Source organism: Brevibacillus agri (assembly GCF_004117055.1).
In the GTDB taxonomy this organism is placed as follows: domain Bacteria; phylum Bacillota; class Bacilli; order Brevibacillales; family Brevibacillaceae; genus Brevibacillus; species Brevibacillus agri.
Map to the genome: position 1 here is coordinate 2,665,962 of NZ_CP026363.1, position 23,906 is coordinate 2,689,867.

Sequence of the window (23,906 nt, forward strand, 5' to 3'; positions counted from 1 at the left end):
TCAGTGAAAAAAATAGCGCTCTTGGGTTCAACCGGCTCGATTGGAACAAGCACGCTGGAAGTCGTGGAACAGCATCCCGAAGAGTTTTCTGTCGTCGCCATGGCAGCAGGGACGAATGTGGAGCTGCTCGCCCAGCAGGTCGAAACGTTTCGGCCTGAGCTTGTTTCGGTGGGGAACGAGCAGGCGGCTGCCCGGCTTCGCGAACGACTGGGGAGCGGATACAAGCCCGAGATTGTCTGCGGTTCAGAAGGGCTTGAGTTGGTTGCCCGCCATGAAGCCGCCAGCATGGTCATGACCGCTGTCGTTGGCAGTGTAGGGGTCGCTCCTACACTCGCGGCGATCGAGGCAGGAAAAACGATCGGGCTTGCGAACAAGGAAACGCTGGTGAGCGCAGGACCCGTCGTGATGAAGCGGGCGAAGGAAAAGGGCGTGGCGATCATCCCGGTTGACAGCGAGCATTCCGCTGTTTTTCAATGTCTGCAGGGAGAGCGGGCAGAAGATGTGGCGCGGGTCATTTTGACGGCATCAGGCGGTTCTTTTCGCCATTTGAGCCGCCAAGAGCTGCAGAAGGTGACAAAAGAGCAGGCATTGGCGCACCCGAACTGGAGCATGGGCGCAAAAATCACCATTGACTCGGCTACGATGATGAACAAAGGCTTCGAGGTGATCGAGGCCCACTGGTTGTTTGATTTGCCGTACGAACAAATCGACTGCGTGCTGCATTATGAAAGTATCATTCACTCTATGGTAGAATACAAAGACCGGGCCGTGATGGCGCAACTGGGCACGCCGGATATGAAAGTGCCGATCCAGTACGCCATGAGCTATCCCGGCAGAAAAAATCTGACTACGGAACCTCTTGATCTGGTCAAAATCGGCTCGCTTCATTTTGCTGCCATGGATTTTGAACGCTATCCTCTGCTACAATTGGCATATGAGTGCGGGAAAGCGGGAGGCACGTACACCGCTGTCCTGAATGCAGCCAATGAAGTGGCTGTCGATCTTTTCCTCAAGGGGGCGATTGCCTTCCTCGACATCGAAAAGGTCGTCAGACAGACGTGCGAGGCTCATAAGGGCGTGCATAATCCTGAACTGGAAGAGATTTTTGAAGCTGATCGGTGGGCGCGCACGCATGCGCTTGCGTCCGTATAACAAAACTGGATCTAGACACTCCAACGAAAGGTGGCTGTTCACTTGCCTTTTCCCAACATGGATTCCGTTGAATCAATTCTCGCGATCGTCGTCGTTTTTGGTGCGCTCGTTTTCGTGCACGAGCTCGGACACTTTCTTTTGGCAAAAAAAGCAGGGATTCTGTGCCGCGAATTTGCGCTGGGAATGGGGCCAAAAATTTTTCGCGTGAAGGGGGGAGAAACGGAATACACTCTTCGCCTCTTACCTATTGGAGGTATGGTCCGCATGGCGGGCGAAGACCCCGAGATGGATATGTTGAAGCCGCACATGGAAGTAAGCCTGGAGCGGGATGCGTTAGGAAAGGTAACCCATTTTTTGCTGGATGGACCGGGGAGCGCTTCCCCTCGGGCGATTACAGGTACGGTTGTTCGCTTTGACTTGGAAAAAGATTTGCATATCGTGCTGGATGTGGGCGGGGAAGAGCGCCAGTTTTCCGTTCATCCCCAGGCGCAACTGGTTAAAGATGGACAAGAGGTGCAAATCGCGCCTTTGAACAGGCAGTTTAAAGGCAAGACGATCTCGCAGCGCTTCTGGGCCATTTTTGCCGGGCCTTTTGCCAACTTCCTGCTGGCGTTTGTCCTGTTCATCGCGATCGGGCTTTTGTATGGGGTGCCAAAAGACATCCCGTATTTGGGCGAGGTCAGAGCAAACGGCCCGGCGGCCGAGGCGGGCTTGATGCAAGGGGACAAAATTATTTCCATTCAGGGACAGCCTGTGGCTTCCTGGAAAGAAATCGTCCAGATTATCAGTACGTCGCCGGGTAAAGAAATGAAGTTTGAGTACGAGCGCAATGGACAGCGCAACTCGGTTTTGGTCAAGGTCGCAAAAGACGAAAATAACGTGGGCAAAATCATGGTGACGAACCCATTGACGTATGCCCCGGGAGAAGTGTTGAAGTACGGCGCTTCCTCGACTTATGAGTTCACGGCGATGATTTTGAAAAGCTTAGGGATGCTCTTTACCGGCTCTGTAGGGCTTAACGACCTGAGCGGTCCGGTGGGCATCTTCAAAATGACCGGAGAGTTCGCCCAGCAAGGCATGGCGATTTTGATGAAGTGGGCAGCCGCCCTCTCGATCAACCTGGGGCTGTTCAATTTGCTGCCGCTTCCGGCCCTGGACGGCGGTCGACTGGCATTTCTCGCGGTAGAAGCGCTGCGCGGGCGTCCGGTTGATCCGCACAAAGAAGGCATGGTGCATTTTCTCGGCTTCGCCTTTTTGATGCTGTTAATTTTGGTTGTAACCTGGAACGATCTGCAACGGTTGTTCTTTCAATAACGTACTATCATGATGAGTAGAAAACAGACAAAATTAAAGGATGGTGCAAAATGTACAAGCGCGAGGAGACGAAACCGGTTTTTGTGGGAGGCGTGCAAATCGGTGGCCAAAAAAGCGTAGTAATTCAATCGATGACGACAGCAGACACGCGTGATGTAGAGAAGACACTGGCCGAGATTCAAAGACTTCATGATGCCGGTTGCCAAATTGTCCGCCTGGCCGTCATCAATGAAGACGCAGCCCGCGCCATCAAAAAAATCAAGGAGCGTTCCCCGCTGCCGCTCGTTGCGGACATCCATTTCGACCACAGGCTGGCACTGATCGCTCTTGAGAGCGGCATCGACAAAATCCGGATCAACCCCGGAAACATCGGTTCCAAGGAAAAAACAAAACGCGTGGTCGAAGCTTGCCGCGAGCGCAATGTACCGATCCGCATCGGGGTAAACTCCGGCTCCGTGGAAAGAAGGCTGCTGGAGAAGTACGGCTATCCTTCGCCGGAAGCGATTGTCGAGAGCGCAGTAGACCACGTGGAAATTTTGGAAGACTTGAATTACGATAATATCGTCATCTCCCTGAAATCTTCCGACGTGCCGACGATGATCCAAACGTATTCGCTGATGGCGCAAAAGCGCAACTACCCGCTGCACGTAGGGGTGACGGAGGCAGGTACGCAGTTTTCCGGCGCGATCAAGTCTTCCGTCGGGATCGGGACCGTGCTGTCGATGGGTATCGGCGACACGATCCGCGTATCGCTGACGGCCGACCCGGTGGAGGAAATCAAGGTGGCGAAGCAAATTTTGCGCAGCCTCGATATCGTCAACAACGATCCGGTCGTCATCGCGTGCCCGTCCTGCGGCCGTTGTGCGATCGACTTGATCGGACTGGCGACAAAGGTTGAGGACGCGATCTCCACTTTGAAAGTTCCGCTGAAAGTAGCTGTCATGGGCTGCGCCGTAAACGGGCCGGGCGAAGCGCGCGAAGCGGATGTCGGCGTTGCGGGCGGCAACGGCGAAGGGCTGATTTTCCGCAATGGTGTCATTGTTCGGAAAGTGAAAGAAAACGAACTGTTTGAAGAGCTGATGAAAGAAATTAACGAAATGGTCAACGAGAAAAAACCTACCGAGGTAGGCTGATCGTCGTTGATTGCTGACGAGGCATAAGGAGGACACGCACGTGTTGAAGCAAAGTCAAATGTTGATTCCTACCTTGCGGGAAGTGCCTGCGGATGCGGAGATTGCCAGCCATAAGCTGCTTCTCCGCGCCGGTATGGCCCGCCAACTGGCTTCCGGGATTTATACGTACCTGCCATTGGCGCTTCGTACCCTGCATAAAATCCAGGCCATTGTGCGTGAAGAGATGAACAAGGCAGGGGCCCAGGAGCTGTTGATGCCTGCCATGCAGCCTGCTGAGCTGTGGCATCAGACAGGCCGCTGGGATGTGTACGGCCCAGAGCTTGTGCGTTTGCGCGACCGTCACGACCGCTCCTTTGCGCTCGGACCGACTCACGAAGAAGTCATCACCAGCCTGGTTCGCGACGAGATCAACTCGTACAAAAAGCTCCCGATCAACCTGTACCAAATCCAGACGAAGTTTCGCGATGAAGTGCGTCCGCGCTTCGGCTTGATCCGTTGCCGCGAGTTTATCATGAAGGACGCGTATTCGTTTGATACGACCCAGGAAGGACTGGATCGCAACTTCCAGGCGATGTACGACGCCTACACGAACATTTTCACCCGTGTCGGCCTGAATTTCCGCGCAGTAGAAGCGGACGCAGGCGCGATTGGCGGAAAAGGCACGTACGAGTTTATGGCCTTGTGTGACATCGGCGAAGACACGATTGCCTACTCCGAAGAAGGCGATTTTGCAGCCAACCTGGAAAAAGCGGAAGTCGTGTACAAGCCATCCGCGAAGCCGACGGAAGAAGCGCCAGCCCGCGAAAAAGTACATACGCCGGGGATCAAGACCATCGACCAGCTCGTCCAGTTCCTGAACATCGAAGCGAAGCAAATCATCAAGAGCCTCCTCTACCGCGTCGATGACAAGCTGGTAATGGTGCTTGTGCGCGGTGACCACGAGCTGAATGAAGTGAAGCTGAAAAACTTGTACGATGCGACAATCGTCGGTTTGGCATCCGAAGCGGATATCGTTTCCGTGACAGGGGCGCCTGCCGGATTCGTTGGCCCTGTCGGCTTGGATGGCGAAAAAGTGGAAATCATCGCGGACAACTACGTCCAGGATGTGTATGACGGCATCGTTGGCGCAAACGAAACCGACTACCATCTGACTCATGTTGTGCCAGGCCGTGATTTTGCCGTTTCCCGTTTTGCTGATTTGCGCAACATCACAGAAGGCGATGAGTGCCCGCGTACAGGCGGCGCGATCAAGTTTGCGCGTGGGGTGGAAGTCGGCCATGTGTTCAAGCTCGGAACGAAGTACTCAACAGCGATGGGAGCAACGTACCTGGATGAGAACGGCCGCAGCCAGCCGATGATTATGGGCTGCTACGGGATCGGCGTATCGCGGACGATCGCTGCTGTCATTGAACAAAACAACGATGAGAATGGCATCATTTGGCCAGTAGCTGTCGCTCCTTTCCATGTACATGTGATCCCGGTCAATGTTAAAGTAGAGGAGCAACGCCAAATCAGCGAACAAATTACCGAAGCTTTGCAAAAAGCGGGCGTGGAAGTTTTGTTCGACGACCGCCCGGAGCGTGCTGGCGTGAAGTTCAAGGATGCTGATTTGATCGGCCTGCCGCTGCGCATTACCGTATCGGACAAAGCGGCGCAAGAGGGCACCGTCGAAGTTCGCGTCCGCAAAAACGGGGAAACCGTGAACGTGAAGCTGGAGGACCTCGTATCTGAAGTGAAAACGATGCTTGCTCGTGTAGACCATACCGGGGCAGCCCTGTTCGGCAACGAGTAACTAGCAGGATTGAAGGAAGATTTTGTCGAATTTTACGGGGTACTCCCCTGGACACAATGGGAGTACCTCTTTTTCTTGTTTTTGGGAGGGTGGAATACCGTGGACCGTACACAAGAGCAAAAACAGCGCTTCTCTCTGCTGCTCAAGCAAATGGAAGTGCCTGACGAATGGGTCAACCGCTATTTTCTTGACGGACAGATTGACAAGCTTGAGCTTTACAAGCAAAACAAGGAATGGGTCTTTCATTTTACCTTGCCCAAGCTGCTGCCCGTAGAAGCCTATGCAGCGTTCACGAAGCGCCTGACGCAAACCTTTTCCCACCTGGCAAAAGTCGATGCCAGATTCCGCTACAAGCAAAAACCAGAGCTAGGCTTCGTGGTAGAGGAGTATTGGGATGCGCTGGTCGCAAGCTTAGAGCCGACGCTCAATTCGCTGGCCGTCACGCTACGCTCTGCCAGAAAGCAGGTCGAGCAGCAGGAAGTGAAGGTGTACTTACCGACAGAGATGACCGTCGAAGTCGCGAAGCGCAAACGGGCGGACAACGAGCTCTTAGCCGCTTTTCAAAAGGCGACGGATTGCTCCATGCGCTTTTCCTTCCACGGCGAAGAAAGCGATGAGGCTTATCAGGCGTTTGTCGAGCAGCGCAACGAGGAAGAGCGCGCGCTGGTCGAAGTCGTCATGACAGCCGCTGCCCAGGAAAGCAAAGGCTCGGAAAAGACAGAAGCCATCACGACCTTGATGATGGGCTACGAAATCAAGGACGCGCCGATTCCGATCTGCGAGATTCAGGAAGAAGAGCGCCGCGTCGTGATTCAAGGTACGGTTTTCAACGTCGAGGTCAAAGAGCTGCGTAGCGGACGTCATCTGTTGACCTTCAACGTGTCCGACTACACAGACTCCCTGACCGTGAAGATGTTCTCCCGCGACAAGGAGGACGTCAAGATGCTGGAGGCGCTCAAGGACGGCATGTGGGTCAAGGTGCGCGGCAGCGTGCAGCATGACACCTTTATCCGCGAGCTGGTGATGAACGCCAACGACCTGAACCAGATCGAACAGGTCATTCGCCGGGATCAGGCCGAGGAAAAGCGCGTCGAGCTGCATTGCCATACTCCGATGAGCGCGCTGGATGCGGTAGCTTCCGTCAAGTCGCTGATCTCGACCGCGTCGAAATGGGGGCACAAGGCAATTGCCATCACCGACCATGGAGTGGTGCAGGCGTTCCCAGAGGCGTACTCGATTGCCAAGAAGCACAACATGAAGTGCATCCTCGGCATGGAGGCGTATGTCGTGGAGGACGGCATCGACATCGTTTACAACCTGAACGCCGACAACAACTTGCCGATCGACGAGACGACCGAATACGTTGTCTTCGATACGGAGACGACAGGTCTGAATGCCGCCGAGCATACGATTATCGAAATTGCTGCCGTGAAGATGAAAGGGGCAGAGATCGTCGACCAGTGGACCGAGCTGATTGACCCGCAGTTGGAGATCGGCCCGAAGACGACAGAAATTACCGGGATTACGAACGACATGCTCCGCGGCAAAGACACGCTCGATGTTGTGCTGCGCAAGTTCAAGGAGTTTACCGGAGATGCCGTGCTCGTCGCGCACAACGCGGAGTTCGACAAGGCGTTCATCAATGCTTGCGCGAAGCGGATCGGCATGGAGCCGTGGAACAACCCGTTTCTGGACACGCTGCCTCTGGCGCGGATGATGTACAAAGGAATGCGCAACTACCGCTTGGGCTCGCTCGCCAAAAAGTTCAATGTCGAGCTGATTAATGCCCACCGGGCGTTGGACGATACAGTTGCGCTCGCCCACGTGTTCCAGCAAATGCTCAAAGACATCAAGGAAGCGCAAATCAAGACGCTGGCCGAGTTGAACGAGAAGAGCAACGAAGAAGCCGACTACAAGAGCGGCCGTCCTTTCCATGCGACGATTCTCGTGAAAAACAAGGCGGGGCTGAAAAATTTGTACAAGCTCGTCAGCCGTTCGCATGTGGAGACGTTTTTCCGTTGGCCGCGCATTCAGCGCAGTCAGTTGACCAAATTCCGCGAAGGCTTGCTGATTGGAACCGCATGCAAGGAAGGCGAGCTGATGCAGTCGATCCTGCGCGGGAAATCGTCTGAAGAGTTGAAGGAAGTCGCTGCTTTTTACGATTTTCTGGAAATTCAGCCGCTTGACCATTACTCGCCACTGCTTCGCAATGAAGAAATTCCGTCGCTAGAGACGATGAAGGGCTACCATAAGATGATCGTGGAAATGGGCAAGGAAATGGGCAAGCTCGTCGTCGCGACAGGGGATGTTCATTTTCTGAACCCGCAGGATGAGATTTTCCGCGATGTGTTCCTGTTGTCAAAAGGCGACCCGACTGCCGGGAATCAGCCGCCGCTGTATTTGCGCACGACAGATGAAATGCTGGAGTCGTTTTCCTACCTTGGCGAAGAGCTGGCCAAAGAAATCGTCGTGACAAATACGAATGCGATTGCGGACATGATCGAAGACGTCAGCCCGATTCCGGACAAGCTGTACACCCCGGTCATCCCGGGCGCAGACGACGAGTTGCGCGAAATGTGCTACAACAAGGCAAAGCTGCTGTACGGCGATCCGTTGCCGGAGCTTGTGGAAAAGCGGCTGGAAAAAGAACTGAACAGTATTATCACGCACGGCTTCGGCGTCATTTACTTGATCTCGCAGCGGCTGGTAACGAAGTCGCTGCAGGATGGATACCTGGTCGGCTCGCGTGGATCGGTCGGTTCTTCCTTCGTCGCGACCATGGCGGAGATTACCGAGGTCAATCCGTTGCCGCCGCACTATCGCTGCCCGAATTGCAAGCACAGCGAGTTTATTACGGACGGCTCGATTGCCTCCGGCTTCGACTTGCCCGACAAGGAATGCCCGCAGTGCGGCACCAACTACGCCAAGGATGGGCAGGACATTCCGTTCGAGACGTTCCTCGGCTTCAAAGGGGACAAGGTTCCCGATATTGACTTGAACTTCTCCGGTGACTACCAGCCGCGGGCGCACAAGTACACGCAGGAGCTTTTCGGCGAGGACTACGTGTACCGTGCGGGGACGATCGGTACCGTTGCGGAAAAGACAGCGTACGGCTACGTCAGAAAGTACGCCGACGAGCGCGGACTGACGCTGCGCAATGCGGAAATTTCGCGGATCGTCAACGGCTGCACAGGGGTAAAACGAACGACGGGACAGCACCCGGGTGGGATTATTGTTGTTCCGGACTACATGGAAATTGAAGACTTTTGTCCGATCCAGTTCCCGGCAGACGACAGCGAGTCCGAGTGGCGCACGACGCATTTCGACTTCCACTCGATTCACGACAACTTGCTGAAACTCGATATTCTCGGACACGACGACCCGACCGTCATTCGTATGCTACAGGACTTGACCGGCATGGACCCGAAATCGATTCCGCTCGACGACAAAAAGACGATGTCTATCTTCAGCTCGACGGAAGCGTTGGGCGTGACGCCGGAGCAAATCGGGACGAATATGGGCACGCTCGGCATTCCCGAATTCGGAACGAAGTTCGTTCGGCAGATGCTCGAGGATACGAAGCCGACGACGTTTGCCGAGCTTGTGCAGATTTCCGGTCTGTCCCACGGTACGGATGTATGGTTGAACAACGCGCAGGACTTGATTCGCAACGGCATTTGTAAACTGCCTGAAGTAATCGGTTGTCGCGACGACATCATGGTTTATTTGATCTACAAAGGTTTGGAGCCGTCGCGCGCCTTCAAAATCATGGAGTCGGTGCGGAAAGGGAAAGGCGTGCCGGAAGAGGATCAGGAAGAAATGCGCAAAAACAACGTGCCGGAATGGTACATCCAGTCTTGCCAGCGCATCAAATACATGTTCCCGAAAGCGCACGCCACCGCGTACGTCATGATGGCCGTGCGGATCGCCTACTTCAAGGTGCATCGCCCGCTCGAATTTTACGCGACGTACTTTACCGTGCGCGCCGACGACTTCGACATCCCGCTGATGGTCAAAGGCTCGGCAGCGATCCGGCAAAAAATCGAAGAAATCGAGGGCAAGGGTCACGACGCACAGCCGAAGGAAAAAGCGCTGCTCACCGTGCTGGAGATGGCTTTGGAGATGGTGGAGCGCGGCTTCCGTTTTGCCAACGTCGACCTGTATGAATCCGACGCTACCCGCTTCCTGATTAAAGGCGACTCGTTGATTGCGCCGTTCAATGCCTTGCCAGGTCTCGGGACGAACGCCGCGATCAGCATCGTGCAGGCGCGGGAGGAAGGCGAGTTTTTGTCCAAGGAAGACCTGTTGTCCCGCTCGCGTATCTCCAAGACGATTCTGGAGTATTTGGAGGAGCAGGGCGCGCTGAAAGGTCTGCCGGAATCGAACCAGTTGTCGCTGTTCTAGGGCAGCGAAGCGATGCAGCCGCATCCAAAGGTTGTCAGCGGAGGGCTGTTATGCTATAATTTTTTTGGAAATACTGGTTTTATACGCACGACAGATCGAGAGTGGGGAAACCCACTCTTTCTTTCTGGCTGCACCTCATGGTTCAAACGTAAAGGAGGTACTTGCTTGAGCAAGGTAACGGGCATCGTCACCGAACTGGTCACGCCCATTGTTGACGAATTGGGTTTGGAACTGGTTGACATCGAGTACAAAAAGGAAGGCAGCAACTGGTTTCTGCGCGTGTTTATCGACAATGAAACTGGCAACATCGACATCGATGACTGCAGCCTTGTCAGCGAGAAGCTGAGTCAAAAACTTGACGAAGTAGATCCGATTCCGACTGCATACTTTTTGGAAGTATCTTCGCCGGGTGCTGAGCGTCCGTTGCGCAAGGATAAGGATTTTACCAAAGCTGTCGGCAGGCACGTGCACATTACAACCAAAGAGCCGATAGAAGGAGCAAGCCTGTTCGAAGGCGAACTGGTATCGTACGAGGACGGCAAGCTGACTGTTAAGGAAGCGAAAAAAACGTACGTGATTTCCCAGGAGCAAATTGACACGGCACGCATGGCCATCGTCTTTTAGATGCCAGCGGCCGGTGGGTAAGTAAAGGAGGAGGCAACGAAAGTCATGAACGGCGATTTTATCGAGGCTTTAGAAGCCATTGAGAGAGAGAAAGGCATCACCAAAGACGTGCTGATCGAGGCCATCGAAGCGGCTCTTATCTCTGGATACAAACGTAACTTCAACTCGGCCCAAAATGTGCGGGTGGATGTAAATCGTCATTCAGGTATGGTTCGCGTGTATGCACGCAAAAACGTGGTGGAAGAGGTTTTGGACCCGCGTCTGGAGATTTCTCAGGAAGCTGCCCAAGAAATCGATCCGAACTTCCGACTGGACGATATCGTGGAAATCGAGGTGACGCCTCGCGACTTCGGCCGCATTGCCGCGCAAACGGCAAAGCAAGTGGTGACCCAGCGCATTCGCGAAGCGGAGCGCGGTCTCATTTACAGCGAGTTCATCGAGCGCGAGGATGATATCGTCACAGGGGTTGTTCAACGTATGGACGCCCGCAATTACTACATTGATCTGGGCAAAGCGGAAGCGGTTATGCCGATCACCGAGAAAATGCCTTCCGAGGAGTTCAAGTCACAAGATCGGGTGAAGGCATACATCATTAAAGTAGAAAAAACCACCAAGGGACCGCAAATCGTCGTTTCCCGTACCCATCCGGGACTTTTGAAGCGCCTCTTTGAATTGGAAGTGCCAGAGATTTACGATGGTGTGGTTGAAATCAAGTCCGTTGCTCGTGAAGCAGGCGATCGTTCGAAAATCGCTGTTCATTCCATCAATCCGGACGTAGATCCTGTAGGGGCTTGTGTCGGTCCAAAAGGCATGCGCGTACAGACGATCGTGACCGAGTTGAAGGGTGAGAAGATCGACATTGTTCGTTGGTCCGAAGATCCTGCCGAGTACGTGGCAAACGCGCTCAGCCCGGCGAAGGTGCTGCATGTAGAAGTCAACCTCGCCGAAAAGGTAACCCGCGTCATCGTGCCGGATTACCAGTTGTCGCTTGCGATTGGCAAACGCGGACAAAACGCTCGTCTGGCCGCCAAGCTGACAGGCTGGAAGATCGACATCAAGAGCGAGTCCCAGGCAGACCAAGAAGGCATCGTCTATCCGAAAGAAGTAGAGGGCGATGAAGGAGTCGACAACGAATAGTCATGAAGCAAAAAAAGATCCCTTTGCGTAAATGCATTGTTTGCCAAGGAATGTTTCCGAAAAAGGAATTGATCCGCGTAGTCCGGACGCCCGCTGAGGAGATTGTCATCGACCTGACGGGAAAGGCGGCGGGACGCGGTACCTATGTGTGTCGGCAGGAAAGCTGTCTGAAGCCGGATGCGTTCGCATCGGGAAAATGGAAAAAAGTGCTGGAACGTGCCCTGAACATGTCCATCTCCGAAGAGAAGTACGATGCTTTTCGTGAGAAATGGCTGGAGATGATGGGACGATGATCCCTAAAGCAGCTCAGTTGCTCGGCATTGCGATGCGCGCGCGCAAAATCGTGACCGGGGAGGAATTGGTCATCACGGCTGTTCGCAACGGCCAGGCCCGTCTCGTTTTGCTCGCATCGGACGCATCTGACAATACGGCCAAAAAAGTCAAGGATAAATGTTCCTATTACGGGGTCTCATGTGTAACCACAGGCGACCGATATTCATTGGGACACGCAATCGGAAAAGATGGGCGCGTTACCGTGGCGGTGACCGATGGGAAGTTGGCTGAAAGCATTCAGCGTCTGCTCACCTAACTTAGAAAGGGTGAAGTTTATTTGAAGACACGTGTGTATGAATATGCCAAACAGCACAACATGAGCAGTAAGGAAATCCTCAATTTGCTAAAACGATTGAACATAGAAGTAGCAAATCATATGAGTATTATGGAAGAAGGGACGATCAAGCGGATCGAGGATCACATGGCCAAACTGCGTGCCGGCTCCAAGCCGGAAGCGCGCAATACGCCTGGCGATGCAAGATCAAAACAAATGGACGATCAACGACGCCCCAACGAATCCAGAGGACAACAAACCCAGTCCCACGCAGGGCAGGGGCAGCCGTCACAAGCTGCAAAAAACGACAGACAAAACGAACGCGATCGCGGCGATTTTTCCGGCAACAATCGTCCAGGCAGCACCAGCGGAAATCAGCCCGATCAGCATAGTCCTCAACACGGAAAAAATCAGGGGAAGAATCAGGAGAGAAGACCAAACCATATGAGAAGTCAACCAGCAAAACCGACTGACCGTAAGCCGCAAAACCAACAACGTCCACAGAGCCAACAAAGACCACAAAACCAACAAAGACCGCAAAACCAGCAGCGTCCTCCGCAACAGGCAACTGCCAGCCAAACGGAAGGCCGCACCGGGGATGAGTTTGAAGACAAAGTAAAACTTCCATCCAATGTCGGTTTGGAAAAACGCGAGAAAATCAAAAAAGCTCCACAAACGCAAAAGACGTTTGAAGACAACAAAAAGAACACGCCTTTCCGCGGCGGAAATAACCGCAACCAAAACAACCGTCGTGGCGGCAACAACCACCAGCGCGGCGGACAAAAGCCACAGCGTCCAGTGCTTGAGACGCCTAGCAAAATCACCTTTACCGAGTCGTTGACGGTGAACGAGCTGGCTGTGAAACTGCGCAAGGAACCGGCGGAAATCATCAAAAAGTTGTTTAATTTGGGGATCATGGCAACGATCAACCAATACCTGGAACGCGAAGCGATCGAGCTGATCTGCGCTGATTACAACGTAGAAGTCGAAGAAAAAATCGTCATCGACGAAACCAACTTCGAAACGCTCGAAGAAGTAGATCCGCCTGAGTCGCTCGTAGAGCGTCCGCCAGTCGTCACCATCATGGGTCACGTTGACCACGGGAAAACAACGTTGCTCGACGCCATCCGCTCCACGAACGTAGTAGCGGGGGAAGCAGGCGGGATTACCCAGCATATCGGTGCTTATCAGGTCGAGATCAAAGGCAAGAAGATCACGTTCCTCGATACACCTGGTCACGCGGCGTTCACGACCATGCGTGCCCGCGGTGCGCAAATTACCGACATTACGATCCTCGTCGTTGCTGCCGATGACGGCGTGATGCCACAAACCGTAGAGGCGATCAGCCACGCGAAAGCGGCAAACGTGCCGATCATCGTCGCTGTCAACAAGGTGGATAAACCGGAAGCCAACATCGACCGCATCAAGCAAGAGCTTACCGAGTATGAGCTCGTTGCGGAAGAGTGGGGCGGGGACACCATTTTCTCTCCACTGTCTGCGAAGCAGCGCACTGGGATCGAAGAGCTGCTTGAGTACATCTTGCTCGTCGCAGAGGTTCAGGAGCTGAAAGCAAACCCTGACAAGCGTGCGCGCGGTACGGTAGTCGAAGCTGAGCTCGACAAAGGCCGCGGTCCTGTAGCGACCATTCTGGTACAGCAAGGAACGCTGCGCGTCGGCGATCCGATCGTAGTCGGCTCTACCTACGGCCGTGTACGTGCGATGGTCAACGACAAAGGCCGCCGTCTGAAAGAAGCAGGTCCTTCTACCCCTGTGGAAATTACAGGTCTGAACGATGTACCGCAAGCGGGCGACCAGTTCCGCGTGTTTGAAGACGAGAAAAAAGCCCGTGCAATCGGGGAAGCGCGCGCAGCCAAGCAGCGTGAATCCGAGCGCCGTGCAAGCTCTCGCGTATCGCTGGACGATCTGTTCCAGCACATTCAGGAAGGCGATATCAAAGAGCTGAACCTGATCGTAAAAGGCGACGTGCAAGGTTCTGTAGAAGCTCTGCGCGGCTCCCTGGAAAAAATCGACGTCAACGGTACCCGCGTGAAAATCATTCACACTGGCGTCGGCGCGATCACCGAGTCCGACGTTACGCTGGCAAACGCATCGAATGCGATCATCATCGGTTTCAACGTGCGTCCTGAGCCAAACGCTCGCAGCATGGCTGAACAGGAGAAAATCGACATTCGTCTGCACCGCGTGATCTACACCGTGATCGAAGAGATCGAGCAAGCTCTGAAAGGCATGCTGGACCCTGTGTACAAAGAAAACATCATCGGTCAGGCAGAAATCCGCGAAGTCTTCAAAGTATCCAAAGTCGGCAACATCGCCGGTTGCTATGTAACCGAAGGAAAACTGAGCCGCGATGCAGGTGCTCGTCTGATCCGCGAAGGCATCGTCATCTACGAAGGCAAGCTGGACACCTTGAAACGCTTCAAGGACGACGCCAAAGAGGTAAACGCAGGCTACGAGTGCGGTCTGACCTTGGAACGCTTCCAGGACCTCAAAGTCGGCGACGTAGTCGAAGCCTTCGTCATGGTTGAAGTGAAGCAATAATGGTAGCAGGGGTGCAGATTGAACTGTTTCTGCCCGCTTGCCAAAACTTGAAAGAAAAACGGGCCATCGTCAAAAGTCTCATTGGCAAGCTGCGAAGCCGCTTCAACGTCTCCGCAGCGGAGATGGCTTATCCCGAGCAGTGGCAGCGTACCGTGTTGGGTATCGCTGCCGTTGCTAATGAAATGTCATTTTTGCAACAAGAAATGCAGGCTGTCGTGCGGTTCGTGGAAAACCATCCCGATGTGGAGTTGATTCGGGTCGATACGGAATACTACGAATAGGGCAGCCAGCGGAGGTGAGAATAGATGAACAAAACACGAATGAGCCGCGTCGGCGAAGAAATCAAAAAAGAACTGAGCCTCATCTTGCAACGTGGACTGAAAGATCCTCGCGTCGGCTTTGTTACGGTAACGGATGTAGAAGTGAGCAGCGATCTCCAGCTTGCGAAAGTATTCGTCAGCATTTTCGGCAGCGAGGAGCAGCGCAAAGACTCTCTGGCAGGACTGACGAAAGCCAAAGGCTACCTGCGTACCGAAATTGGCAAACGCGTCAAGTTACGCCATATTCCCGACTTCGTCTTCAAGTTGGATGAGTCGATTGACTACGGTTCCAAAATTGAGTCGATCCTGCGGGAAATCTCCACAGAAGGAGAGAAACAGGATGAATCCTAATCGAGCAGCAGTAGAGGAAGCGGCCCGCTTTTTCCGGGAGCATGACCGCTTCCTGGTTCTTTCCCATGTCAATCCAGATGGCGATGCTACCGGCTCTGCGCTTGGAGTCGTGCTCATGCTTGAACAGTTGGGAAAAGAGTACGTAGTGGTGAACGAAGGGGAAACGCCGCTCAAGTTTGACTTTTTGCCGCGTTTTGACCGCTTGCGCAACCTGCGCAAACAACCGCTGACCGAAATGTTCGAGGCCGTAATCGCCGTAGACTGTGCCGATGAGTCACGGATGGGCGATGTGCGGCCTTTATTTGCATCTGGCGCCGCTGTCCTCAATATCGACCACCACCCGACCAACGACATGTTCGGAACGGTCAACCTGGTGCGGCCGGAAGCGGCGGCGACAGCGGAAATTTTGTTTGAAGTGGCGGAAGAGGCGGGAATCGCGTTCAACGAAGAACTCGCCTTGTGCATCTATACCGGCCTTTTGACAGACACAGGCGGCTTTCGCTACTCCAATACGACGCCACGGGTAATGGAAATCGCGGCCCGCTTGCTGACCTACGGGGTGAAGCCGGGCGAAGTGGCGGAGCGATGCCTGGAGGAAATCACGTTTGCGCATGTCAAAATATTGCGCCGCGCCCTGCAGACGTTGCAGTTGTCCCACCAAAACCTCGTCGCCTCCATTTGCGTGTCGGTCGATGATTTTGCCGAGGCAGAGGCGAAGCGCGAGGATGCAGGCGGACTGGTGAACTACTGCCGCAACATCGAAGGCGTCGAGGTCGGCGTTTCCTTTGTGGAGTCGGAGCCGGGAATCGTCAAGGTCAGCATGCGCGCGAGAGATCGCGTGGACGTGTCGGCTGTTGCCAAGCAACTCGGCGGCGGAGGGCATGCCAAAGCTTCCGGCTGCACGGTCAAAGGGACGATCGCGGAAGCGAAACAAAAAGTATGGGACGTACTGGAGCCAGCATTAGGAGTGAAACACGATGAGTAACGCGCACGGCGTGCTGGTAATCGACAAGCCGGCGGGCATGACTTCCCACGATTGTGTGGCGCGCATCCGCCGGCTGTATGGAACGAAAAAGGTAGGACACACGGGAACGCTCGACCCCGATGTGACAGGCGTGCTGCCGATCTGCGTGGGCAACGCGACTCGCCTGGTAGAGTATTTGCAGGATTTGCCCAAGCGCTACAACGTCGTCTTGCGGCTCGGCTCCGCGACGACGACGGAGGATGCCTCCGGTGAAGTGCTGGAGCAAGCTCCGGTAGACGCAGCCGCGATTACGGTAGAGCGCATCGAGCAATTGCTGCAATCGTTTTTGGGAGAGATCGAGCAGGTCCCGCCGATGTTTTCCGCGGTAAAAGTAAACGGGAAGCGCCTCTACGACCTGGCCCGCGAAGGCACGGTCATCGAGCGCCAGCCGCGCAAAGTGACGCTGTACGAGCTGACGCTCCACGAGATCAAGGTAGACGGGGACAGCGTCGATATCTCGTTCACGTGCACATGCTCGAAAGGGACGTACATGCGCACCTTATGTGTTGACCTCGGTCGCGCTCTGGGTTATCCTGCCCATATGAAACTGCTTCGGCGAATCAAGAGCGGTCCGTTCGTAGAGGAGGAGGCGATTCCTCTTCAGGAACTGGAGGAGCGGGCTGCGAGTGGGGAGGACCTCTCCCGTTATCTTGTCTCCATCCCACAGGCGATTTCATTTTTGCCGTCTTATCAGGTCAAACCGGAGCGAACCCGTGCGGTGCGCAATGGACTGGCGACTGCGCTGCCAGGAGTCGATGCCGAGGTAGGCAGCCTGATCTGCCTGTTTGCAGGCGAAGAGCTGCTGGGGATTCATCGCGTGTGCCGTGGGGACAAAGGTCTTTTCGCCAAAGCAGAAAAAGTCTTTCCAGCCGAGGTGTAAACCGTGAAAACGATCTCCCTGACCTATCCACTACCAAATGAGTTGCAGGCGACGCCATGCGCGATTGCGCTTGGCTATTTCGATGGCGTACATATTGGACATCGCCGGGTGATTCAAAAGGCGATTGACACCGCAAAAACGAACGGATGGGAGAGTACGGTGCTGACGTTCGACCCCCATCCGCGCGAGGTTCTTGGGCAAAGCGGCTATACGAGCTACCTCACTCCGCTTTCCGACAAGCTGGAGCAATTCGAAAAGATGGGGGTAGACAGGACGTATGTCATGAAGTTCGATATCGGGTTTGCCGCGGTTTACCCGGAGGACTTCATTACCGAGTGCATGCTTCCCCTCGCGTGCCGGCATGTCGTGGTCGGCTTCGACTACACGTTTGGCTACAGGGGAATGGGAACCGCCCAAACGCTGCAGGAGATGAGCAAAGGCCGCTACGGGCTCGACATCATCAGCCCGGTCAACCGGCTGGGGGAAAAAGTGAGCAGCACGATCATCCGCGAGTATCTCCACCACGGAAATGTCGAGCAGGTGCGCCATCTGCTGGGCCGCCCGTACAAGGTGCGCGGCAAGGTCGTTCACGGCGACAAGCGCGGGCGCACGATCGGCTTCCCGACGGCGAACGTCCGGGTCGGACAGCCTTATCTCATCGGCAAAAACGGCGTGTACGGCGTGCGCTTCACGGTCGATTCCAAGAGCTACTTCGGCGTGATGAATGTCGGGATCAAGCCTACGTTTGAGCTGGAGAAGAAAGAAAAATCACTAGAAGTGCACATTTTCGAGTTCTCTGGTGACATTTACGACAAGGAAGTCGAAGTAGAATTTCTGTTCTACATCAGGGAAGAGCAAAAGTTCGGCGGTGTGGATGCGCTGATCGCGCAAATCGGCCGCGACGTAGACATGGCCAAGCGCAAATTTGCCGAGGGAATCTCGTAACGGAATCTCTTTGCTTTTCCTGAAATGATATGCTATAATTCAAAACGTTGTACAGATAACCGTAGCTTGGCTGTCCGATGCTCACCGACGGCAGACTCGGCTAACGGGATATAAAATAAGGAGGTGAGTCATGATGGCATTGTCTCAAGAACGTAAAACTCAACTGATCCAAGAGTTCCGTACTCACGAGAACGACACCGGTTCGCCGGAAGTTCAAATCGCTATCTTGACCGAAAACATTAACAACCTGAACGGACACTTGCGTACGCACAAAAAAGATCACCACAGCCGTCGTGGTCTGTTGAAAATGGTAGGTCAACGCCGCAACCTGTTGACATACCTGCGTGAAGCAGATGTTCAACGCTATCGTTCGGTAGTAGACCGCCTGGGTCTGCGCCGCTAGTCAGCGTTTTGTAAAAAGCGGGTTCTTCCCGCTTTTTCTATCGTGTAGGAGAGCTTGGCGCTTCTTGCTGTCAGGCTCTCTGAAGCGATAACACAAAGCATGCGATACAGGCGCAATGGAATTGGCTTCAACAGAAGCTTTTTTTATTATCCAAAACGACTGCCAAAGCTCACCATTTAATTTTCACGGTGGCAGGAAATAATACATACAGGTAGAAAACAAAGTGTAGATATGCACATTGTCGCAAAGGAGGACTGCTAGCATCATGGAGCAACAATACCGTACATATGATTTTGAACTGGCAGGCCGCAAGCTGACGCTGGAATTTGGCAAAATGGCCAAACAGGCGAACGGCTCGGTTCTGGTTCGGTACGGCGATACGGCAATCCTGTCTGCAGTTACAGTCTCGAAGGAGCCGAAAGCGCTCGACTTCTTCCCGTTGACTGTCAACTATGAGGAACGTCTCTATGCGGTCGGTAAAATTCCCGGCGGCTTTATTAAAAGAGAAGGTCGCCCAAGCGAAAAAGCCATTTTGGCAAGCCGTTTGATTGACCGCCCGATCCGTCCCCTTTTTGCAGAAGGATTCCGCAACGACGTACAAATTGTCAATACTGTTCTGTCGGTTGACCAGGACTGCTCTCCGGAAATCGCCGCTATGATCGGGACGTCTGCCGCTCTATGCGTTTCCGAGATTCCGTTTGAAGGACCGATTGCCGGTGTCATCGTTGGGCGCATTGACGGCGAGTTCATCATCAACCCGACTGTGGAGCAGGCAGAAAAAAGCGATATTCACCTCGTAGTCGCAGGTACACACAAAGCGATCAACATGGTGGAAGCAGCCGCTAACCAAGTGCCAGAGTCCGTTATGCTGGAAGCGATCATGGCCGGCCATGAGGTTATCAAGCAACTGGTGGAGTTCCAAAACCAGATCGTAGCCGAAATCGGCAAAGAAAAAATGGAAGTCATCCTGCATGAAGTCGATCCGGAAATCGATCAGGCTGTGCGCGAATTTGCAGAAGCACGTCTGAAAGAAGCCGTTCGGATTGAAGAGAAGCAGGCGCGTTACGACGCGATTGACAACATCAAGGAAGAGACGAAGGAACATTTCGCTGCCAAAGATCCGGAAGCTTATCCAGAGCAGGAGAAAATGATTAGCGAAGTGCTGGGCAACATCGTCAAGGACGAAGTTCGCCGTCTCATTACAGAAGAAAAAGTTCGCCCGGATGGACGAGCTTTGAACGAAATTCGTCCGCTTTCCAGCGAGACTGGCATTTTGTCCCGCACGCACGGTTCCGCGATGTTTACCCGCGGTCAAACACAGGCGTTGAGCGTCTGCACACTGGGCGCGCTGGGCGATGTGCAAATTCTCGATGGTCTTGGACTGGAAGAATCGAAACGATTCATGCACCATTACAACTTCCCGCCTTACAGCGTAGGGGAAGCTCGTCCGCTGCGTCCTCCAGGCCGTCGCGAAATCGGGCACGGAGCGTTGGGTGAGCGTGCAATCGAGCCGATCATTCCTTCCGAGCACGAGTTCCCGTACACGATCCGCCTAGTTTCCGAAGTCATTGAGTCCAACGGCTCGACATCGCAAGCTTCCATTTGCGCGAGCGTGCTGGCTCTGATGGATGCCGGAGTACCGATCAAGGCTCCTGTAGCCGGTATCGCCATGGGCTTGATTATGAGCAAGGATGAACAGTCTTTCTCCATTTTGACAGACATCCAGGGCATGGAAGACCATTTAGGCGATATGGACTTCAAGGTAGCAGGTACCGAGGCTGGCGTAACGGCGATTCAGATGGACATCAAAATTTCCGGGATCAATCGGGAAATTTTGCAGCAAGCGCTGGAGCAAGCGCGCGAAGGTCGCCTGCACATCCTCAAGCACATGATGAGCACGATTTCCGAACCGCGCAAAGAGCTGTCTCCTTACGCGCCGAAGATTTTGACCATGACCATCAACCCGGACAAAATCCGCGATGTAATCGGCCCACAAGGTCGCGTCATCAACAAAATCATCGAAGAAACCGGCGTCAAAATCGACATCGAGCAAGATGGACGTGTGTTCATCGCTTCGATCAACCACGAAGCGAACATGCGCGCGAAGCAAATCATCGAGGACCTGGTTCGCGAGGTTGCGGTCGGCCAGATTTATCTGGGAACCGTCAAGCGCGTAGAGAAGTACGGGGCGTTCATCGAGCTGTTTGCTGGCAAGGAAGGTTTGTGTCACATCTCCCAACTGGCTGAGGAACGCGTAGCCAAGACGGAAGATGTCGTAGCAATTGGCGACAAGGTACAAGTAAAAGTAACCGAGATCGACGATCAAGGTCGCATCAACTTGTCCCGCAAAGCCGTGCTCAAGGAACAAGCGGCCGCAGCTCAGGCCGACAAGGCACCGACCCAAGCAGAATAAACGACAAACAAAAGGCTTCGTCACTCGAAGAAATTCGTGTACGGAAGCTTTTTTCTTTTGGCCAAAATGTCTAAGTCACTCGCCTCGTTCATACATTGGACAAAGAGAGACTTGTACGTACAAAGAGGAGGGCTGGCTCCACGATGGCTGAAAGAAAGAGGAGGCTGTGGGTTACGGTCTTTGTCGCAGGAGCGATGGCGCTGCTGCTGCAATACCAGCCGATCCACCAATACATCAGCTTTGTCAAAAACGATCAGGTCGTGACGGCGGAAAAAATTTTGGATGAAAAAGAGCGGTTGCGGGCCCAGATTGAGCAGTGGAAGGAAGGACGGGAGGAAGCGCCTGTCGATGCCGTCGTGGATCAGACGTGGAAAGCGATCCCTGGCTACAACGGACGCGTCGTGGACGTGGAAGCGTCCGTGGAAAAGATGCTCGCTGCCGGAGTGACCGGGCCGGAAATGCTGGTCTACAAGGAAGTTCCGCCAGCCGTCTCGCTCGATCAGCTTGGGGCGCAGCCCATCTACCGGGGAAATCCGAAGAAGCCGACCATTTCCTTCATGATTAACGTAGCCTGGGGCAATGAATACTTGGATTCGATGCTGGATACATTGGATAAGCACAAAGTGAAGACGACGTTTTTTCTGGATGGCTCGTGGGTCAAGCGCTATCCGGAAGAGGCGAAAAAAATTGCCGCGCGCGGCCATGAGATCGGCAATCACGCCTACTCGCATCCGGACATGAGCACGCTGGGGACGCAGCGCATCCACCAGGAGATCAGCCGCACACAGGACGTCATTTCCAAAACACTGGGGATCAAGCCCGCCTTGTTTGCTCCCCCTTCCGGATCGTTCAACAAGCAGGTCGTGCAAATCGCGCACGCCTCCTACCAGATGAAGACGATCATGTGGACGGCCGATACCGTGGACTGGAAAAAGCCTTCCCCAAGTTTTGTCATCAAAAAAATCAGCGGCTTGATGGGCAACGGCGTCCTTGTGCTGATGCACCCGACAGCAGCCTCAGAGGCCAGTCTGGACCAGTTGCTCACGATTGCCAAGCAAAAGGGCTTGCACCCGGTCACCGTATCCGAGGTGCTCTCCAGCCGCCGCCTGCCGTGATGCGAAAACGTGTTCATTTTATTGTGGAGATAAAAGAAGTTTGCTATAGTTAGACGTGTTTACATTCACTTCCCGAAAGTTTGCGGATAGAGAGATGATTAACCGAGGAGGATTTGTGTGATACAACGTCATACGTGTGATAACGGTCTTAGAATTGTGACGGAACGTATTCCGTCTGTTCGCTCTGTTGCGCTAGGCATCTGGGTGGGGACCGGTTCGAAATATGAGAACGAGAAAAACAACGGGATTTCCCATTTTCTTGAACATATGTTTTTTAAAGGAACGAGTACGCGCTCTGCGAAAGAAATCGCGGAGACTTTTGACGAGATCGGCGGAAACGTAAACGCCTTTACTTCCAAAGAATATACTTGCTACTATGCGCGGGTGCTCGACCAGCACGCTCCGATTGCGCTGGACGTGCTGGCCGACATGTATTTCGACTCCGTATTCGATCCGGAGGAGCTGGAAAAGGAAAAAAACGTGGTCATCGAAGAGATCAGCATGTACGAAGACACGCCTGACGATCTCGTCCACGATTTGATCGCAAAAGCGACTTACAGCACGCATCCGCTCGGCTATTCGATTTTGGGAACGGAAGACGTGCTGCGCAGCCTGAAGCGTGATGACCTGCTCAGCTACATCAACGCCCACTACCTCCCGACGAACACGGTCGTAACGGTTGCCGGCAATTTTGACGACAGCCTCATTGAAGAGATCAAAAAGCGTTTCAGCGGCTTCGAGCGACCAGGCAAGCTCGCGCCTTTAGCGGAGCCTGCGTTCGCGGCAAACGCGATCGCCCACAACAAAGCTACAGAGCAAGCGCATCTGTGCCTGTCGCTGCCGGGCTTCAAGGTGGGGCATCCGGACGTTTACTCGCTCATTTTGCTGAACAACGTCCTGGGAGGCAGCATGAGCTCGCGGCTGTTCCAGGAAATTCGCGAGGAGCGGGGGCTTGCCTACTCGGTCTACTCGTACCATTCCTCCTACAAGGAAGCGGGCACGTTTACCGTCTACACGGGCACGGCGCCTGAGCACGTGGGGCAGGTGTTCGATATCGTGACGAACGTCTTGCGCGATGTGGCCGATCACGGCATCACCGACAAGGAGCTGAACAAAGGGAAGGAACAGTTGAAAGGTAGCCTCATGCTCAGTCTGGAGAGCACCAACAGCCGGATGAGCCGCCTCGGTAAAAATGAGCTGCTGCTGGAGCGCCATCTCAGCCTCGATGAAATTATCGCCAAAATCGACCGCGTCTCGCACGAATCGGTCCTGGCTGTAGCGCAAGAGCTGTTCCGCTCTAAGCTGGCGATGGCGATGGTAAGCCCGCTGGATGGATACCCGTCCAATGTGAAAAACGATCTGTTGCTCTAATAGCTCCCTCTGTGAAAAATCCGGCATAGCCCGGATTTTTTTGCGTATATCAACAGTAACGCAAACAGGACAAAGGGGGGCTTCTCCATGCGGCTTAGCGAACTGGGCGGGAAGGAAATCATCGGTTTGGACAACGGGGAAAAAATGGGGGTCATCAGCGACTCCGACCTCGTCATCCACCCGGAAAACGGCGTCATTCAGTCGATCATTTTGCCCGGCGGCAGCTTCTTTGGCTTCGGAAAAAAACGGGAGGACCTGGTTATCCCGTGGAGCTCGATCGTGAAAATCGGTCCGGACATGGTCATCATCTCGCTTGCGCAGGTAGAGACACAAGCTACGCAAAAGTAGGCGGGGGTGTCACC

At 54.0% G+C, this 23,906-nt stretch carries 20 protein-coding genes; all 20 read left to right on the forward strand.

Annotation, left to right across the window (positions count from 1 at the left end; genetic code table 11):
* The first annotated feature begins 3 nt into the window (after positions 1-3).
* A complete protein-coding gene (locus tag BA6348_RS13405; RefSeq protein ID WP_005834185.1) occupies positions 4-1,152 on the forward strand; it encodes a 1-deoxy-D-xylulose-5-phosphate reductoisomerase in 1,149 nt (382 codons plus the stop codon).
* Positions 1,153-1,194: 42 nt separating this feature from the next.
* A complete protein-coding gene (rseP, locus tag BA6348_RS13410; protein ID WP_122952491.1) occupies positions 1,195-2,466 on the forward strand; it encodes an RIP metalloprotease RseP in 1,272 nt (423 codons plus the stop codon).
* A 50-nt stretch (positions 2,467-2,516) separates the two neighbouring features.
* Positions 2,517-3,599 carry a flavodoxin-dependent (E)-4-hydroxy-3-methylbut-2-enyl-diphosphate synthase gene (gene ispG / locus BA6348_RS13415; protein ID WP_005834181.1) on the forward strand — a complete coding sequence of 361 codons (1,083 nt, stop codon included), beginning with the start codon at positions 2,517-2,519 and terminating at the stop codon, positions 3,597-3,599.
* 43 nt (positions 3,600-3,642) lie between these two features.
* The gene (locus tag BA6348_RS13420; RefSeq protein ID WP_141333627.1) at positions 3,643-5,391 is read left to right on the forward strand and encodes a proline--tRNA ligase; all 1,749 of its coding nucleotides are present in this window, start codon (positions 3,643-3,645) and stop codon (positions 5,389-5,391) included.
* Positions 5,392-5,490: 99 nt separating this feature from the next.
* Entirely contained in the window at positions 5,491-9,795 is a 4,305-nt protein-coding gene (locus BA6348_RS13425; RefSeq protein WP_025846090.1) for a PolC-type DNA polymerase III, read from the forward strand.
* Between the two features lie 165 nt (positions 9,796-9,960).
* Positions 9,961-10,419, forward strand: a complete 459-nt coding sequence (gene rimP, locus BA6348_RS13430) for a ribosome maturation factor RimP (RefSeq protein WP_122952490.1) — start codon at positions 9,961-9,963, stop codon at positions 10,417-10,419.
* Positions 10,420-10,464: 45 nt separating this feature from the next.
* The gene (nusA, locus tag BA6348_RS13435; RefSeq protein ID WP_005834174.1) at positions 10,465-11,556 is read left to right on the forward strand and encodes a transcription termination factor NusA; all 1,092 of its coding nucleotides are present in this window, start codon (positions 10,465-10,467) and stop codon (positions 11,554-11,556) included.
* Positions 11,557-11,558: 2 nt separating this feature from the next.
* Positions 11,559-11,849 carry an RNase P modulator RnpM gene (rnpM, locus tag BA6348_RS13440; RefSeq protein ID WP_005834172.1) on the forward strand — a complete coding sequence of 97 codons (291 nt, stop codon included), beginning with the start codon at positions 11,559-11,561 and terminating at the stop codon, positions 11,847-11,849.
* Positions 11,846-12,145, forward strand: coding sequence for a YlxQ family RNA-binding protein (locus BA6348_RS13445; protein WP_005834170.1), 300 nt, complete (start codon positions 11,846-11,848; stop codon positions 12,143-12,145). Before rnpM ends, BA6348_RS13445 begins: the two co-directional genes overlap by 4 nt.
* A 21-nt stretch (positions 12,146-12,166) precedes the next feature.
* Positions 12,167-14,722: a translation initiation factor IF-2 gene (infB, locus tag BA6348_RS13450; protein ID WP_007786836.1), complete on the forward strand. Its 2,556-nt coding sequence runs from the start codon at positions 12,167-12,169 to the stop codon at positions 14,720-14,722.
* A complete protein-coding gene (locus BA6348_RS13455) occupies positions 14,722-15,003 on the forward strand; it encodes a DUF503 domain-containing protein (protein ID WP_005834164.1) in 282 nt (93 codons plus the stop codon). Before infB ends, BA6348_RS13455 begins: the two co-directional genes overlap by 1 nt.
* Positions 15,004-15,027: 24 nt before the next feature.
* Positions 15,028-15,393, forward strand: coding sequence for a 30S ribosome-binding factor RbfA (gene rbfA, locus BA6348_RS13460; RefSeq protein ID WP_005834162.1), 366 nt, complete (start codon positions 15,028-15,030; stop codon positions 15,391-15,393).
* Positions 15,383-16,378, forward strand: a complete 996-nt coding sequence (locus tag BA6348_RS13465) for a DHH family phosphoesterase (RefSeq protein ID WP_122952489.1) — start codon at positions 15,383-15,385, stop codon at positions 16,376-16,378. Before rbfA ends, BA6348_RS13465 begins: the two co-directional genes overlap by 11 nt.
* Positions 16,371-17,297: a tRNA pseudouridine(55) synthase TruB gene (gene truB, locus BA6348_RS13470; protein ID WP_005834158.1), complete on the forward strand. Its 927-nt coding sequence runs from the start codon at positions 16,371-16,373 to the stop codon at positions 17,295-17,297. The genes BA6348_RS13465 and truB overlap by 8 nt, the downstream gene beginning before the upstream one ends.
* A 3-nt stretch (positions 17,298-17,300) precedes the next feature.
* Positions 17,301-18,242 carry a bifunctional riboflavin kinase/FAD synthetase gene (locus tag BA6348_RS13475; protein ID WP_005834156.1) on the forward strand — a complete coding sequence of 314 codons (942 nt, stop codon included), beginning with the start codon at positions 17,301-17,303 and terminating at the stop codon, positions 18,240-18,242.
* Between the two features lie 133 nt (positions 18,243-18,375).
* Positions 18,376-18,645 (forward strand): 30S ribosomal protein S15, encoded by a 270-nt coding sequence (gene rpsO, locus BA6348_RS13480; protein WP_025846085.1) that lies wholly within the window; start codon positions 18,376-18,378, stop codon positions 18,643-18,645.
* Positions 18,646-18,910: 265 nt separating this feature from the next.
* Complete coding sequence (gene pnp, locus BA6348_RS13485) at positions 18,911-21,058, forward strand: polyribonucleotide nucleotidyltransferase (protein ID WP_007786846.1); 2,148 nt, start codon at positions 18,911-18,913, stop codon at positions 21,056-21,058.
* A 143-nt stretch (positions 21,059-21,201) separates the two neighbouring features.
* Positions 21,202-22,173 (forward strand): polysaccharide deacetylase family protein, encoded by a 972-nt coding sequence (locus BA6348_RS13490; RefSeq protein ID WP_005834148.1) that lies wholly within the window; start codon positions 21,202-21,204, stop codon positions 22,171-22,173.
* Between the two features lie 117 nt (positions 22,174-22,290).
* Positions 22,291-23,544 (forward strand): M16 family metallopeptidase, encoded by a 1,254-nt coding sequence (locus BA6348_RS13495; RefSeq protein ID WP_007786849.1) that lies wholly within the window; start codon positions 22,291-22,293, stop codon positions 23,542-23,544.
* Between the two features lie 87 nt (positions 23,545-23,631).
* Entirely contained in the window at positions 23,632-23,892 is a 261-nt protein-coding gene (locus BA6348_RS13500; RefSeq protein WP_005834144.1) for a YlmC/YmxH family sporulation protein, read from the forward strand.
* Positions 23,893-23,906: the final 14 nt, after the last annotated feature.

Excerpts from the sequence above, each read along its gene's own strand:
- rpsO (WP_025846085.1), top strand. The coding sequence starts at position 18,376 with ATGGCATTGTCTCAAGAACGTAAAACTCAACTGATCCAAGAGTTCCGT.
- rbfA (WP_005834162.1), top strand. The coding sequence starts at position 15,028 with ATGAACAAAACACGAATGAGCCGCGTCGGCGAAGAAATCAAAAAAGAA.
- rnpM (WP_005834172.1), top strand. The coding sequence starts at position 11,559 with ATGAAGCAAAAAAAGATCCCTTTGCGTAAATGCATTGTTTGCCAAGGA.
- truB (WP_005834158.1), top strand. The coding sequence starts at position 16,371 with ATGAGTAACGCGCACGGCGTGCTGGTAATCGACAAGCCGGCGGGCATG.
- BA6348_RS13455 (WP_005834164.1), top strand. The coding sequence starts at position 14,722 with ATGGTAGCAGGGGTGCAGATTGAACTGTTTCTGCCCGCTTGCCAAAAC.
- ispG (WP_005834181.1), top strand. The coding sequence starts at position 2,517 with ATGTACAAGCGCGAGGAGACGAAACCGGTTTTTGTGGGAGGCGTGCAA.
- BA6348_RS13500 (WP_005834144.1), top strand. The coding sequence starts at position 23,632 with ATGCGGCTTAGCGAACTGGGCGGGAAGGAAATCATCGGTTTGGACAAC.
- BA6348_RS13490 (WP_005834148.1), top strand. The coding sequence starts at position 21,202 with ATGGCTGAAAGAAAGAGGAGGCTGTGGGTTACGGTCTTTGTCGCAGGA.
- BA6348_RS13445 (WP_005834170.1), top strand. The coding sequence starts at position 11,846 with ATGATCCCTAAAGCAGCTCAGTTGCTCGGCATTGCGATGCGCGCGCGC.
- nusA (WP_005834174.1), top strand. The coding sequence starts at position 10,465 with ATGAACGGCGATTTTATCGAGGCTTTAGAAGCCATTGAGAGAGAGAAA.
- BA6348_RS13465 (WP_122952489.1), top strand. The coding sequence starts at position 15,383 with ATGAATCCTAATCGAGCAGCAGTAGAGGAAGCGGCCCGCTTTTTCCGG.
- pnp (WP_007786846.1), top strand. The coding sequence starts at position 18,911 with ATGGAGCAACAATACCGTACATATGATTTTGAACTGGCAGGCCGCAAG.